This window comes from Gordonia sp. 852002-50816_SCH5313054-c, from assembly GCF_001665925.1.
Classification (GTDB): Bacteria; Actinomycetota; Actinomycetes; order Mycobacteriales; family Mycobacteriaceae; genus Gordonia; species Gordonia jacobaea.
The window spans coordinates 36,026-49,598 of the sequence record NZ_LZTE01000053.1 but is presented as its reverse complement, the minus strand read 5'-3'; the positions used below and the strand labels follow the sequence as shown (position 1 = coordinate 49,598).

Below are 13,573 nucleotides of genomic sequence, written 5' to 3'. Positions count from 1 at the left end.
ACGCGACCTATGACAAATCTGTTCCGGATTCACGCACACCCCGTGACCTGCGGTTAAGGTGTGACGATGTCCGATCTGCACCCGCCGAAGCGGGAGATCTTCGACGTTCCTGCAATGACCAATACGGACAACAAGGGGTTCGTCCGACCGGTGGACCGATACGAGGAGACCGCGTTCGGTCTCTACATGTCGCGCACGGCCGATCACCCCAGATTCAGGCACCTCGAATCCTGGCTGCTCCCCGCACTCGGACTTCGCGCGAACATCTTCCACTTCGTCGATGGGCATCGGACCGGGCAGCGCCTCTACCTCGACATAGGACGCTTCCACGGTCCCGACGACGATGGCCGCTGGCACGCCGAGGACTGGTACCTCGACCTCGTCGATGTTCCCGGTCGCCCACTCGAACTCATCGACGTCGACGAATTGTTCGACGCACACGCAGCGAGCCTGTTGTCGACCGCCGAGTGCGAGGAGGCCGTCCACATCGCACGGCGGGCACTGGTGGGTGCGGCCGAACATGACCACGACATCCAGAAGTGGCTCGACACCGCGAACGGCGGCCGCGTGTCGTGGCTCGACGACTGACGTCGCGCTAGGTCTCCCGACGACCGGCACGCCAGGCGGCGACTCGCGCATATGCCCGATCGAACCAGGGTTCCTTCGCCGCGACGTACGCGTCGCGGTCGCCGTCTGCAGCGGCCATTGCGGCCAGCTTGATCTCGGCGTACTCGTCACGTGCTGCGGCGTCTGACCTCAACCAATCGCGGAACTCGACGGCGAACCGACCGCCCGGTGATCCCTGCGCCCGCACATGCACATTGACCGACCGCCCGGGATCGGCCGAACCGTGGAACCTCTTGCCCCACAGGCCGTCATCGACCGAGCCGGTCTCCGGGTCCGGCTTCGGCCGGTCGCTCGTATTCTCTGGATTACGCGGGAACCCGCCGTCGGCCAGCACGTCGGCCAGAGCATCCGCGACGTCGAGGTCGGCGACGGTGATCTGGATGTCGATCGTCGGCTTCGCGATCAACCCCGGCACCGCCGTCGACCCGATGTGATCGATCGCCGACGCTTTGTCGCCGACGATCGCCCACAGGCGATTGACCAGTCGCACACCCGTGGCCGCCCATGCCGGCTCGGGATCGGCCAGTGCCAACGGGCCGGGGACGATCGTCCGGGAACGCACATTCTCCTCGTATGGCACCAACCGCTCGTCCCAGAGGTGTGCGGCAGCGTCCGCGAGATCGTCTGGTGTGCCCGAGTTGTCGAGCCAGACGTCGGCGACGGCCCGTCGCTGTTCGTCGGTGGCCTGGGCGCGTATTCGGGCGCGTGCGTCGTCCTCGGGCATGCCGCGCAACTCGGTCAACCGTTGGACGCGCAGTTCCTCGTCTGCCCCCACGATCACGACGAGATGGAAGAACGGAGCCATGTTGCCCTCGACGAGTAGCGGGATATCTTGCACCACAATCGCATTCGACGGCGCCTCGGCGAGCAGTTCCTGCGTACGGGCACCGACCAGCGGGTGCGTGATCGAGTTCAGCTTCTGCCGACTCTCGTCGTCGACGAACGCCTTGGCCGCCAGTGCTGGCCGATCGAGCGTCCCGTCAGCGGCCAGAATGTCGTCGCCGAAAGCCTCAACCAACTGCGTCAGACCGGGCGTTCCGGGTTCGACGACCTCGCGGGCGATCTTGTCGGCGTCGATGTGATATCCACCCCGCTCCACGAAGGTCTTGGCCACGGTCGATTTGCCGGCTCCGATGCCGCCGGAGAGCCCTACACGGATCACGAGGTCCAGTGTGGCAAACGACCGCCAGAGCTTTTGCGCGACATCGACAACACCGTCACCTCGACAAGACCCATGGACGCTGTGTCGCCGGCGGCATGAGCATTTCCGCCATCATCGAAAAGGATACGACCCCACACTCACCGATCACCGCTGATGATCAATAGCGCGTCTGCGGGCTGGTTGTCGACCAGTAGCCACCGATGCCGCAACGGCGAGGGGTGGGTGATGAGTTCGCCCGCCCCGATCCGATACGTGCCGGCACCTTCAACGGTGACGTCCAACTCGCCGCCGATGAGGTAGAGCGCGAGCACGCCGGGCGTCTGGAACCATTCTCCGATGTACTGATCAGGCTTGATGGAGTACTCGATGATCTGCAATCGCGACTGCGGGTCCATGAGCATCACGCGTCCAATTGCGGCATCAGCACGATCAGAAACTGGCAGCATCTGGCCATCGCCGCGGCGGACGACCTCGACCTGGTCGTCGGTGCTGGCCGGAAGGAGGTCTCCAGGAGTAACTCCGAGAGCTTCGGCCAACCGGTAGACCGTGATCATCGACGGCATGCTCAGTCCGCGCTCGATCTGGCTGAGGAACGGCTGGCTGATACCCGCGCGCGCAGCAACCTCGCGCATTGATAGATCCGACCTTTCACGAATTGCTCGGATCGCAGCGCCGGCACGGACTGCCAACGCCTCCTCATCGAGCGCCTCGGACACCATGACCACATCCTTCCGCTGTGAACTTTCCTGAGTTGCCGTGGTTCTGCGTTACGTGCCAGAAACACTCGGAATATAACTGAGAAGTATCAAGGCCTCAGTCTTATAGGTGTGAGTAATCACCGCTGCGCTTAGTCTGTTCCTCCCGAGCGCTGGAATTGAACGTCACACCAACCACAACCCCAGGACGTGCAGATGGCAAGCATAGACCAACCACCGATAGACGGGAGTGATCAGAAGTCGCTCATTTCCGTTGAACAACGAGGTATCGAGCACATACCCGAGTCCGAGCGACACGGTCGACCCTGGCAGGTCGGCGTGATGTGGTCCGGTCTCGTGCTCAACGTACTGTCAGTCGTCTACGGCAGCATCCTCGTGGCCCTCGGTCTCAACGTGTGGCAAGCGCTACTCGCGATCGTGCTCGGGAACCTGACCTGGATCGTCACCGGCGTAGTCTCGCTGGCCGGCCCGGCTGCCGGAACGACCACATTCGGCGTCTCACGAATTGTGTTCGGCCGTCGCGGAGTGCGACCTGTTGCCTTCTTCAACTGGATCATGATGCTCGGCTACGAGGTCCTCGACCTGGTGGTGATGGTCCTCGCGGCAAGTGCGTTACTAAAAATGGGCGGCGTACAGGTGTCGAATCCGATCCAGGTCGCACTCGTCGTCGGACTGTCGGTGCTGCAAGCGATCCTGCCGCTACTCGGCCATTCCGCAGTGACAACTGTTCTCCGAGTGCTGGTCCTACCCTTCGCCGCCATTTTCCTGATCATGGCATGGCTGATTGCGGACAAGGTGAGCACAGGCGTCGGCGCACCAGGTTCACTTGCTGTGTTCCTCGGCGGAGTCGCCTTGGTCGCGAGCAGCTCCGGGCTTGGTTGGGCATCGTCTGCTGCGGACTACTCTCGCTATCTCCCGGCAGCGACGAAACGCCGTCGGATCGTTGGAGCAGTCACTGCGGGCGGCGCGATTCCGCAGATGTTTCTGATGGCCCTCGGTGTGGCCATCGGCATCGCCATGCCAGACGCCACCGATCCGGTGAGCGGGTTGTCGACGGTGTTTCCTACGTGGTTGGTCGTCATCTATCTACTGCTCGTGATCGTGCAGATGGTCGCGCTCAATGCTGTTGATCTCTATTCGTCGGGTGTCACCCTGCAGGCCATGGGAATTCGCCTAAAGCGCTGGCAAGCAGTAATGCTCGACGGCGTTATCTGCGGAGTCATCGGCGGCATTGTCGTCTTTTCCGGCGATTTCTACACCTTCGTCAACAACTTCCTTCTGTTCATGATCATCTGGTTCGCGCCATGGGCCGGCATCTTCTGCACGGACCTCTGGCTCCGTCGCGCGCAGTATCCAGAAGTGACACAACCACTTCGGGTTGCCTGGTCGTTGCCTGCCTGCACAGCTCAGTTGCTGGGCATGGTCGCGGCAACCGCGTGCATCCACACGTCGATCTACACCGGGCCGCTCGCTTCCGCTCTCGGCGGCGCCGACCTAAGCGTCATCGCCGGGCTCGTCGTCGGAGCGATCTCGTATGGCCTGCTGACATCACGAAGCGACCGAACGACGCCTCACCCTTTTGACCACACCAGCGACCTGATCGTCGCACCACCCACTACCGCCGCACCCGTCGCGGCGAAAGAAGGAGAACTCGCATGACCACGCCAATTCCATTGATCGATATAGCGTTGTGGCGCAACGGATCTACCGCTCAGAGGGATGAACTTGCGGCAGTTGTCGACGCAGCTCTCGTCGAAAGCGGATTCCTCCTGGTCGGCGGCCACGGAGTCGCCGGCGCGCTGCGCGACGACCTACGCGCCGCCGCCCGTCGATTCTTCTCACTGCCGGCCGATGTCAAGGCACGCTATGCGTCCGCGGTCGGCGGACGCGGTTGGATTCCGCCGGGTAAAGAGGCCAATGGTGCCCTGCTCGGGATGGACCTCCCGCCGGACCTCAAGGAGACGTTCGTGTCTGGCCACGAACTCGACTCGGGAGACGCAGAAGTCAACGCCGAGTGGTTTCCCGCGAATGTCTGGCCAACCGAGGTGGCCGAACTGGAACAGTTGTGCGAGACCTATGCCGCCAACATGCGTGAATTCGCAGACGATCTACTCGAACTCCTGGCGACCGCGGCCGGCCTGCATCCGCGATGGTTCGCCGAGCGGTGCGCCGAGTCCCCGCATTCCTTCAACATCAACCGTTATCCTGCACTGCGGTTGACCGGACCGGTCCACGAGGGCCAGTACCGCATCGCGCCGCACACCGACTTCGGGACGATCACCATCCTCGACCGTCAACCCGGCTACGCGGGCCTGCAGGTATGCACCCGCTCTGGCAACTGGATCGATGCGCCTGTGGTGAGGGACGCCTACACCATCAACATCGGAGACTTGATGGCGCGCTGGACAGGGGACCGTTGGACATCCACCCGCCACCGTGTGCTTCCGCCTTCGCCCTTGGCGCCCGACGAAGAGTTGATCTCGCTCATCTTCTTCTACGAGGCAGATCTGGATCAGGTGATCGAGTCGTTCCCGCCGCCGTTGGGCCGGGACAACGACTACGAACCCGTCACCGTCAGCGACTACCTCCGGTCTCGCTACAGCGCGATCGCGGTACCGTGATGGCTGCGCATCCGATGTCGGTGTCGAGGGAGCTGGCACGCGAGATCCCCAAAGTGAGCTTGCATTGCCACCTCCTAGGCGCAGTACCGGCAGCCACAGCAGTCGAGCTCGCGCGACGGCACGGCGTCGAGATCCCTGGAAATCCCGACGCAGCAAGCATTTACGACAGTCAGTCGTACGACGATCTCGGGCAGTTCTTGTCCGTGTACGACTTGGTGGGCCAGTCGCTGCAAACGCGTGACGACTTCAGTCGAGTCACGTATGAATCGCTGACCGTATTCGGTTCCGACCACGGCGTGACCTACCGCGAGATCTTCGTGTCCCCGCAGCCGAGTCCCCTGCCATACGCTGAGGCACTCGCCGGGATCGTCGACGGGATGCACGATGCGCGCAGCGACTGCGGTATCGACAGCCGGATCATCATGGCCATAAATCGCGAACACACAGTCGCTGAGGCGATCGAGTTCGTCGATCTCGTGATCGATAACCGAGTCGACGAAGTAGTCGGCATCGGACTCGACTACGAAGAGGTCAACGGACCGCCGGCGCAGTTTGCTCCCGCGTTCGAGCGTGCAGGCCGGGCGGGTTTGCACCGAACCGCGCACTCCGAGAGTGGCCCACCATCGGCGATCGAGGTCCTTCTCGATCAATTGCATTGCAGCCGAATCGATCACGGATACCACGTGGTGACCGACGACCGGATTGCACAAAGGTGTGTCGACGAGCAGATTCCGTTCACGGCGACCCCGGTCAGTTCCGACATCGGCCGCTACAGCGGGTCCGGTGACGGCAGTCATCGACGGATCAGGGAGATGGTCGACCGTGGCATCGTTGTGTGTATCGATTCCGATGATCCGCCGATGTTCGGCACCGATCCCACCAACGACTACTACGCGCTCAGCACAGCGTTGGGGTATGACGCCACCCAACTCGCCCAATTCACCCACAACGCGATCACGGCGTGCTGGCTCGATGATTCCGACAAAGTCACTCTTCGCAACGACTTGGCTGACTGGCTGCACGCCTATGCCAACCAATCCACCGCAAAGGTTGCTGAAACGTTATGAGCACCAGATCTTTTGAGATACCGACGATCGACATCACGCCGTACGTGAGTAACGGTTACGACCCCGACCGCCGCAGGGTTGCCGACGCCGTAGACGCCGCATGTACTCGGGTCGGCTTCATGCAGATTGTCGGCCACGGCATTCCTCGAGGCGTTCTGAGCGGCCTCGGCGACGCCATCGACGCGTTCTTCGCACTCCCGCTCGAGACCAAAAAGCAGTATTGCATCGTCGGTGCCAACCGCGGCTACACCCCGCCCAAGTCCGAATCCCTCAGCCTCAGCGTCGGAATCGAACCGTCGTCGCGGATGAATGACTTCTTCGAAGCATTCAACGTCGGTGTGGAAGCAGGCTCGTTCGTAGGTCTCGACCTCGACGAGTCGGACTACGGCATCAACGTCTGGCCCACTGAGACCGCTGGGTTCGAGGAGCAGGTCCGGGCCTACTTCGCCGAAGCGGGACGCGTTGCCCGAACTCTGACGACGATTTTCGCCGATGCACTGAGTCTGCCGACAGACTACTTTGACCGCCTCACCGATCACTCGATCGACGTGCTGCGCATGAACAACTATGCCCTCACCGAGGGCATGGCGGCACCAACCGACGACATCACTGGCATGGGTGAGCACACTGACTTCGGCATCGTCACGGTACTCTGGGCCGACCAAGTCGCAGGATTGCAGATTCTCGGCACAGACAATCGGTGGCACAACGCCCAGCCGGCCGATGACGCGCTCCTGGTCAATCTTGGCGACCTGACCGCCAGAATCACCAACGATCGTTGGATGTCGACGCTGCACCGAGTCAAGCCACCTGTAATCGAAGGGATAGTCGCACGCCGTCGATCCGCAGCCTTCTTCCATGACGGCAACGTTGATGCCGTGGTCGAGACCGCGGAGCCATTCCTCGATGCAGACTCGGGCCTTGCGTACGAGCCGATCACGGTACGTGATCACATCAAGGCAAAACTCGCCGGATCACGGCAGGGCAAGGCCAATGCCGGAGCCGTTCGCGAGGCCGCGCGCGTTCTGGCGGCATCTAGTTGATGCCCTGCGGGTGACCACCTGTCGCCATCCGACGCATAGACGGATAGCGTTCAACGCCCACCGACTTGGCCATTCCGAACAACACAACGCTCCCCGGCTCGCAATGAGCCGGGGAGCGTTGTGTTGGTGCTGTGTCAGACCGTCAGGTCCGAACTATCAGGCGTTGCCCGACAGCTTCTCGCGCAGTGCGGCGAGCTGCTCGTCGCTGGCAAGCGAGCCGCCCGACGATGCGGGAGCGCTGCTCGACGAAGCGCTGCGGCTCTCCGACGATGCCGACGAGTAGTCCTGCGGGGCCTTCTCGGCCTCGGCTGCGGCAGCAGCGAACTTCTCGATCTGCGCGGTGTGCATCTTGTGGCGACGCTCGGCCTCGGCGTAGCGGTTCTCCCACTCTTCACGCTGCTTCTCGTAACCGTCGAGCCATTCGTTGGTCTCGGCGTCGAAGCCCTCGGGGAAGATGTAGTTGCCCTGCTCGTCGTAGCTGTCGGCCATGCCGTACTTCGAGGGGTCGAACTCCTCGGTGTAGTCCTCGTTGGCCTGCTTGAGGCTCAGCGAGATACGACGACGCTCGAGGTCGATGTCGATGACCTTGACCATCGCGTCGTCGCCGACGGCGACAACCTGGTCAGGGACCTCGACGTGGCGCTCGGCCAGCTCGGAGATGTGGACGAGGCCCTCGATGCCGTCGTCGACGCGGACGAACGCACCGAACGGAACCAGCTTGGTGACCTTGCCCGGCACGATCTGACCGATCGCGTGGGTCCGGGCGAACTGACGCCACGGGTCTTCCTGAGTTGCCTTGAGCGACAACGACACACGCTCGCGGTCGAGATCGACGTCGAGAACCTCGACCGTGACCTCGTCACCAACGGTGACGACCTCGGACGGATGATCGATGTGCTTCCAGGAGAGCTCGGAAACGTGGACCAGACCGTCGACGCCGCCGAGATCGACGAACGCACCGAAGTTGACGATCGAGGACACGACGCCCTTGCGGACCTGGCCCTTCTGGAGCTGGTGCAGGAACTCGCTGCGGACCTCGGACTGGGTCTGCTCGAGCCATGCACGACGCGACAGCACCACGTTGTTGCGGTTCTTGTCGAGCTCGATGATCTTGGCTTCGATCTCCTTGCCGATGTACGGCTGCAGATCGCGCACACGACGCATCTCCACGAGCGATGCCGGGAGGAAGCCGCGCAGGCCGATGTCCAGGATCAGGCCGCCCTTGACGACCTCGATGACGGTGCCCTTGACGGCCTCGTCCTTTTCCTTGAGCTCCTCGATGGTGCCCCAGGCACGCTCGTACTGCGCGCGCTTCTTGGACAGGATGAGGCGGCCTTCTTTGTCCTCCTTGGTGAGAACAAGGGCCTCGACCTCGTCACCGACGTTGACGACCTCAGAGGGGTCGACGTCGTGCTTGATCGACAGTTCGCGAGAAGGGATCACGCCTTCGGTCTTGTAACCGATGTCGAGCAGAACCTCGTCACGATCGACCTTGACGATGGTCCCTTCGACGATGTCGCCATCGTTGAAGTACTTGATCGTGGAGTCGATGGCTGCGAGGAAGTCCTCAGCCGAGCCGATATCGTTGACGGCTACTTGCGGCGAGGTGATCGTGGGGGACGACATATGTTGAGTTGCTCCGGACAGGTATGTAGTAGGTACAGTTCACATTGTTTGAACAGCGATGTCAGGCGACGCGCGGCTCGATCACAGTGCCACCGAGCTGCGTCCTCCCAGGTCATCACACGAGGGTGACGTCCAGGTGACGACAAGCTGAACTGCGCGAAAGATGCCTCCACGCGCTTTGTCTACCTTACTCTAGCGGCGTTGTGCTGGGCAAATACCACTTCTGAGCGCATCCCGCCACCGCGCAAATGACACGGGCCGGGACACCACGACAGGCGAGGGGTGCAACGTTGGCGCATTCGGTGGAATTCCTCTTCGACGACGAGTCAGAGGTTCGCCTGCGCATGTTCTGGGAAGCCCTCGCGGCGTCGCACCTGCCCAACGCAGGCACGAACCCCTCGCCCACCAACCGCCCGCACGTCACGGCCGTCGCGACGCGACGGATCGACCCGGCCGCCGACCGGGCAGTACGCCAGTGCACCGCAACACTTCCGATCCCGGTCACCGTCGGCGCGCCATTGATCTTCGGCCGTGGCGACCGCCTCGTCGTCGCACTGCTGGTGGTGCCGACCGCCCGCTTGCTGACCGCCCATCTGCAGCTGGTCGAGGCGCTGTCCGGATATGCGTTCACCGCCGACGACGAGCCGGGCGTCTTCTCCCACTCACTCCCGGGCTCCTGGACCCCACACGTCACGATGGCACGCCGTGTGCACTCCGACGTCCTCCCCGACGTCGTGGCCGCGCTCGATCTGCCCCCTCACGGCATTCGCGCCGGTGCTACCGAAGATGGAGGCATTCGCGCGACCATCACCGCGATCCGACGCTGGGACGGCGACAGTCGAACAGATGTCGTCTTCGATGAGCATCCCGACGGTTCGGGTTCGGCCTCATGACTCCCGGCCGGCCGATGGTTCCGCCATCTCTAAACTCAGTCAGGTGATCGGCGACGACGAGACTCCCCACGCGCCGCGACTGCTCGGCCGTATCGATTCGTCGACGAGCGATGCCGCGAGCCGCGCCTGGTGGGATGCAGAGGCGCAGGACTATCACCGCGAACACGGCGGGTTCCTCGGCTCCGACTCCCGTGGCGGCGAGTTCGTGTGGGGACCAGAACGGTTGCGAGAGGCCGACGTTCACCTGCTCGGCGATGTCGCCGGCCGCGACATCCTCGAGATCGGGTGCGGTTCCGCGCCGTGTTCACGGTGGCTCGTCGCCCGAGGTGCGCGCACCGTCGGACTCGATCTGTCGCAGAAGATGCTCGCGCACGGGCTCGCCACCATGAAGCGATTCGACGAACCGCGCGTACCGCTCGTTCAGGCGACCGCGGAGTCGCTGCCCTTTGCCGACGAGAGCTTCGACATCGCGTTCTCGTCGTTTGGCGCAGTGCCTTTCGTCGCCGAACCCGCCCGGGTGATGGCCGAGGCCGCACGCGTCCTGCGGCCGGGCGGCCGCTGGGTCTTCTCGGTGAATCACCCCATGCGCTGGATGTTTCCCGACGATCCAGGGCCCGCCGGGCTGACCGTCACCATGCCGTACTTCAGCAGAACGCCCTATTCCGAGGTCGACGCCGACGGCACGGTGACCTACGTAGAGCATCACCGCACCATCGGCGATCGAGTCCGCGACATCCGCGCTGCCGGACTGATCCTCGACGACATCGTCGAGCCGGAATGGCCGGACGACCTCGAGGATGAGTGGGGTCAGTGGAGTCCGCTTCGGGGACAGTACTTTCCGGGCACCGCGGTGTTCTGTTGCGTCAAACCCAGCTGATCACAGAGCAATTGGTGACAGCGGAATCGATCACAACAGCTTCGACAGAAAGGTCTTGGTCCGCTCGTGCTGCGGATTGGCCAGCACCTCTCGTGGATCGCCCTGTTCGACGACGACGCCACCGTCCATGAACACCAGTTGGTCTGCCACCTCGCGGGCGAAACCCATCTCGTGGGTGACCACGAGCATGGTCATTCCACTTGCCGCGAGTTCGCGCATGACGCCCAGCACCTCACCGACCAGTTCGGGATCGAGCGCCGACGTCGGCTCGTCGAAGAGCATCAGTTTCGGCTCCATCGCCAGTGCTCTGGCAATCGCGACGCGCTGCTGCTGTCCGCCGGAGAGTTGCGACGGATAAGACTGCGCCTTGTCGGCGAGTCCGACGCGCTCCAGCAGGTATTCGGCGCGAGACGTGGCCTCGGCCTTGTTCTTTCGTTTGACCTGCGTCGGCGCCTCGATCACGTTCTCGATTACCGTCCGGTGAGGGAACAGGTTGAAGTGCTGGAACACCATGCCGATGTCACGACGCTGCTTGGCCGCATCCTTCGGACTCATCTCATACAGTTTGCCGCCACGTTCGCGATAACCGATGAGGTCGCCGTCGACGTACAGCCGTCCCGCGTTGACCTCCTCGAGATGGTTGACGCAACGCAGGAATGTCGACTTGCCAGAGCCCGACGGACCGATGATGCACAGGACCTCGCCGCGCTCGACCTCCAACGAAATGCCTTTGAGCACCTGCGTCGTACCGAAGCTCTTACACACCCGGTCGGCCAGCACCATCGGTGTCGCCGACGTCTCTTCGACCACCGTCATGCTCCCCCACCCCCGTGTTGTGGATCGGTCACCTCTGCCTCTGCGGCGAGTGCCTTGAGTTGCTTACCTGTCAGCGCACGTGTCGCACCCCGCGCGTAGTGCCGCTCCAGGTAGTACTGCCCGACCATCAGGATGCTCGTGACCACGAGGTACCAGGTCGACGCGACCATCAGCAGCGGGATCGGCTGGAAGATCACGCCCGAGATGTCACGAGCACGACCGTACAGTTCGAGGCTGAACGGCACCGCCGCCACGAGGCTCGTGGTCTTGAGCATGCTGATGACTTCGTTGCCCGTCGGCGGGATGATCACACGCATCGCCTGCGGGAGCACCGTTCTGCGCATGGTCTGCGACCATGTCATACCCAGCGCCACCGACGCCTCGGTCTGCCCCTCACCCACCGACGACACACCCGCGCGCACGATCTCCGCCATGTAGGCGGCCTCGTTGAGGGCCAGGCCGATGACCGCGAACAGAAATGCAGCATTCAGCGACTGGATATCGAAGTGCGCGAACTGAACTGTGAACGGGATACCCAGGTCGATGCGCTTGTAGATCGAGGGGAACAAGCCCCAGAACACGAGTTGGACGTACACCGGCGTACCGCGGAACACCCATAGATAGACCCACGACGTCGAACGGAGTACCGGATTCGGCGACAGTCGCATGATCGCCAACACGACGCCCAGCACGATCGCGATCACCATCGACAGGACCGTCAGCGCGAGTGTGTACCCGACACCCGACATGATGCGGGTGTCGAACAGGTACTTGGCGTAGGTGTCCCACGCGTAGGCCTTGTTGGTGGCCGCGCCGTAGATGAACAGGGCGACAAGGATGAGCACGATCGCCGCGGCGATCCACTGACCGGGATGTTTGAGCGGTACGGCCTTGATCGGGGTCGGCTCCGCTTTCGCGGAGTCGACCCCGACTCTGCCGTCAGACGGCGTCGACACGGATCAGCTGACCGCGCCGTTGATCACAGATTTCTGGATCGCGCCTGCTTCGACGCCCCAGTTCTCGGCGATCTGCTTGTACTGACCGTTGTCGATGAGGTGCTGAACAGCCTGCTGCAGCGCCTGGGTCAACGACGACCCCTTCTGCACCGGGTAGCCGTAGGGTGCCGAGTCGAATACTCCGCCTGCGGCCTCGAGCTTGCCGTCCGAGCGCTTGATCGCGTAGGCGGTCACGGGCGAATCCGCCGACATCGCATCCACCTTGCCGAGCACGAGAGCGTTGGTCGCTTCGTCCTGGCTGTCGAACTTGACCTTCTCGATGGCAGGCTTACCCGCGTCGGTGCACGCCTTGCTCTTGGCAGGAACCTCGTCGGTGTCCTCGACGGTGGTCGACTGCACCGCGACCCGCTTGCCGCAGGCGTTGTTCGGGTCGATGTTGCCGCCCGCCTGCTGCGCCCACTGCACACCGGCGTTGTAGTAGGTGACGAAGTCGACCTGCTGCTCGCGCTCCTTGCTGTCGGTGAACGACGACATGCCCACGTTGTAGGTGCCCTGCTGGATCGCCGGGATGATCTTGTCGAAGTCGGCTTCCTTGTACTCCGGCTTGAGACCGAGCACTGCGGCGACCGCGTTCATCAGATCCACGTCGTACCCGACGATCTTGCCGGAGGGATCCTTGAACTCGTTGGGGGAATAGGGAACGTTGACACCGACGATGAGCTGGCCCGACTGCCGAATCGGTTCAGGCACAAGCGCGGCGATGGAATCGACCTTGGTCGCCTCGACGGCCTTCGACGAGCTGGCCGCGCCGCCGGCCGACCCCTCGTCGGACTCGTTGTTCGTACATCCGGCGAGTACCAAAGCCAGCACTGCCACCAGTGCGGCGAACAGGCCACCGAATCGCCATGATCGCGCACGTGTCGATCGCTGAAGTCGCATCGAAATCCTTCCCCCGGCACCCCTGTGGGCGCCTCGAGACCACACACCGACACACCGTCGGCACTTCGAAGTAACTTACTGGCTCAGCGTTGAATCCACCCGGTAGTTACGCAGGATTAACTGCGCTCGGCTCGAGGACGCATCCGAGTACCGGTACTGCCGGGCGCTTAGGTCAGACCGGCCCGAGTCGCACGGTCGGGCATGAACACAACGTGTCCGATCAATAAACT

The 13,573-nt window shown here is 62.9% G+C and carries 13 protein-coding genes; 7 read left to right on the top strand and 6 right to left on the bottom strand.

Annotation, left to right across the window (positions count from 1 at the left end; translation table 11 throughout):
• Window positions 1–66 precede the first annotated feature (66 nt).
• The gene (locus tag A5788_RS12535) at window positions 67–588 is read left to right on the top strand and encodes a DUF402 domain-containing protein (RefSeq protein WP_064866940.1); all 522 of its coding nucleotides are present in this window, start codon (window positions 67–69) and stop codon (window positions 586–588) included.
• 7 nt (window positions 589–595) lie between these two features.
• Here the strand turns inward: A5788_RS12535 and coaE are convergent, their stop codons facing one another.
• The gene (gene coaE / locus A5788_RS12530; protein WP_064866880.1) at window positions 596–1,789 is read right to left on the bottom strand and encodes a dephospho-CoA kinase; all 1,194 of its coding nucleotides are present in this window, start codon (window positions 1,787–1,789) and stop codon (window positions 596–598) included.
• Between the two features lie 137 nt (window positions 1,790–1,926).
• Complete coding sequence (locus tag A5788_RS12525) at window positions 1,927–2,508, bottom strand: helix-turn-helix domain-containing protein (protein ID WP_064866882.1); 582 nt, start codon at window positions 2,506–2,508, stop codon at window positions 1,927–1,929.
• 192 nt (window positions 2,509–2,700) lie between these two features.
• On the opposite strand from A5788_RS12525, the gene A5788_RS12520 reads away from it, so the two are divergent.
• From A5788_RS12520 to A5788_RS12505, 4 genes are read left to right on the top strand one after another with little or no spacing between them, the layout of a single operon-like run.
• Window positions 2,701–4,164: a purine-cytosine permease family protein gene (locus tag A5788_RS12520; protein WP_064866884.1), complete on the top strand. Its 1,464-nt coding sequence runs from the start codon at window positions 2,701–2,703 to the stop codon at window positions 4,162–4,164.
• Window positions 4,161–5,126: an isopenicillin N synthase family dioxygenase gene (locus tag A5788_RS12515; RefSeq protein ID WP_064866886.1), complete on the top strand. Its 966-nt coding sequence runs from the start codon at window positions 4,161–4,163 to the stop codon at window positions 5,124–5,126. The genes A5788_RS12520 and A5788_RS12515 overlap by 4 nt, the downstream gene beginning before the upstream one ends.
• Window positions 5,126–6,193, top strand: a complete 1,068-nt coding sequence (gene add / locus A5788_RS12510; protein WP_197494436.1) for an adenosine deaminase — start codon at window positions 5,126–5,128, stop codon at window positions 6,191–6,193. Before A5788_RS12515 ends, add begins: the two co-directional genes overlap by 1 nt.
• Window positions 6,190–7,236, top strand: coding sequence for an isopenicillin N synthase family dioxygenase (locus A5788_RS12505; RefSeq protein WP_064866889.1), 1,047 nt, complete (start codon window positions 6,190–6,192; stop codon window positions 7,234–7,236). The genes add and A5788_RS12505 overlap by 4 nt, the downstream gene beginning before the upstream one ends.
• A 156-nt stretch (window positions 7,237–7,392) precedes the next feature.
• On the opposite strand, the gene rpsA is transcribed toward A5788_RS12505, so the two are convergent.
• A complete protein-coding gene (gene rpsA / locus A5788_RS12500; protein ID WP_049698146.1) occupies window positions 7,393–8,862 on the bottom strand; it encodes a 30S ribosomal protein S1 in 1,470 nt (489 codons plus the stop codon).
• A gap of 290 nt (window positions 8,863–9,152) precedes the next feature.
• On the opposite strand from rpsA, the gene A5788_RS12495 reads away from it, so the two are divergent.
• Both A5788_RS12495 and A5788_RS12490 read left to right on the top strand, forming a co-directional pair.
• Window positions 9,153–9,755: a 2'-5' RNA ligase family protein gene (locus tag A5788_RS12495; protein WP_064866891.1), complete on the top strand. Its 603-nt coding sequence runs from the start codon at window positions 9,153–9,155 to the stop codon at window positions 9,753–9,755.
• Window positions 9,721–10,632, top strand: coding sequence for a class I SAM-dependent methyltransferase (locus A5788_RS12490; RefSeq protein ID WP_442902850.1), 912 nt, complete (start codon window positions 9,721–9,723; stop codon window positions 10,630–10,632). The genes A5788_RS12495 and A5788_RS12490 overlap by 35 nt, the downstream gene beginning before the upstream one ends.
• 30 nt (window positions 10,633–10,662) lie before the next feature.
• On the opposite strand, the gene A5788_RS12485 is transcribed toward A5788_RS12490, so the two are convergent.
• From A5788_RS12485 to A5788_RS12475, 3 genes are read right to left on the bottom strand one after another with little or no spacing between them, the layout of a single operon-like run.
• Window positions 10,663–11,448, bottom strand: coding sequence for an amino acid ABC transporter ATP-binding protein (locus tag A5788_RS12485; RefSeq protein WP_269449552.1), 786 nt, complete (start codon window positions 11,446–11,448; stop codon window positions 10,663–10,665).
• Window positions 11,445–12,404 (bottom strand): amino acid ABC transporter permease, encoded by a 960-nt coding sequence (locus tag A5788_RS12480; RefSeq protein WP_064866893.1) that lies wholly within the window; start codon window positions 12,402–12,404, stop codon window positions 11,445–11,447. The genes A5788_RS12485 and A5788_RS12480 overlap by 4 nt, the downstream gene beginning before the upstream one ends.
• A gap of 3 nt (window positions 12,405–12,407) precedes the next feature.
• Window positions 12,408–13,343 (bottom strand): ABC transporter substrate-binding protein, encoded by a 936-nt coding sequence (locus A5788_RS12475; protein WP_197494437.1) that lies wholly within the window; start codon window positions 13,341–13,343, stop codon window positions 12,408–12,410.
• Window positions 13,344–13,573 lie beyond the last annotated feature (230 nt).

What these genes read in the sequence shown, in the direction of transcription:
- A5788_RS12505 (WP_064866889.1), top strand. Translation starts at nt 6,190, where the DNA reads ATGAGCACCAGATCTTTTGAGATACCGACGATCGACATCACGCCGTAC.
- A5788_RS12525 (WP_064866882.1), bottom strand. Translation starts at nt 2,508, where the DNA reads ATGGTGTCCGAGGCGCTCGATGAGGAGGCGTTGGCAGTCCGTGCCGGC.
- A5788_RS12475 (WP_197494437.1), bottom strand. Translation starts at nt 13,343, where the DNA reads ATGCGACTTCAGCGATCGACACGTGCGCGATCATGGCGATTCGGTGGC.
- A5788_RS12485 (WP_269449552.1), bottom strand. Translation starts at nt 11,448, where the DNA reads ATGACGGTGGTCGAAGAGACGTCGGCGACACCGATGGTGCTGGCCGAC.
- A5788_RS12520 (WP_064866884.1), top strand. Translation starts at nt 2,701, where the DNA reads ATGGCAAGCATAGACCAACCACCGATAGACGGGAGTGATCAGAAGTCG.
- A5788_RS12515 (WP_064866886.1), top strand. Translation starts at nt 4,161, where the DNA reads ATGACCACGCCAATTCCATTGATCGATATAGCGTTGTGGCGCAACGGA.
- add (WP_197494436.1), top strand. Translation starts at nt 5,126, where the DNA reads ATGGCTGCGCATCCGATGTCGGTGTCGAGGGAGCTGGCACGCGAGATC.
- A5788_RS12490 (WP_442902850.1), top strand. Translation starts at nt 9,721, where the DNA reads ATGAGCATCCCGACGGTTCGGGTTCGGCCTCATGACTCCCGGCCGGCC.
- A5788_RS12535 (WP_064866940.1), top strand. Translation starts at nt 67, where the DNA reads ATGTCCGATCTGCACCCGCCGAAGCGGGAGATCTTCGACGTTCCTGCA.
- rpsA (WP_049698146.1), bottom strand. Translation starts at nt 8,862, where the DNA reads ATGTCGTCCCCCACGATCACCTCGCCGCAAGTAGCCGTCAACGATATC.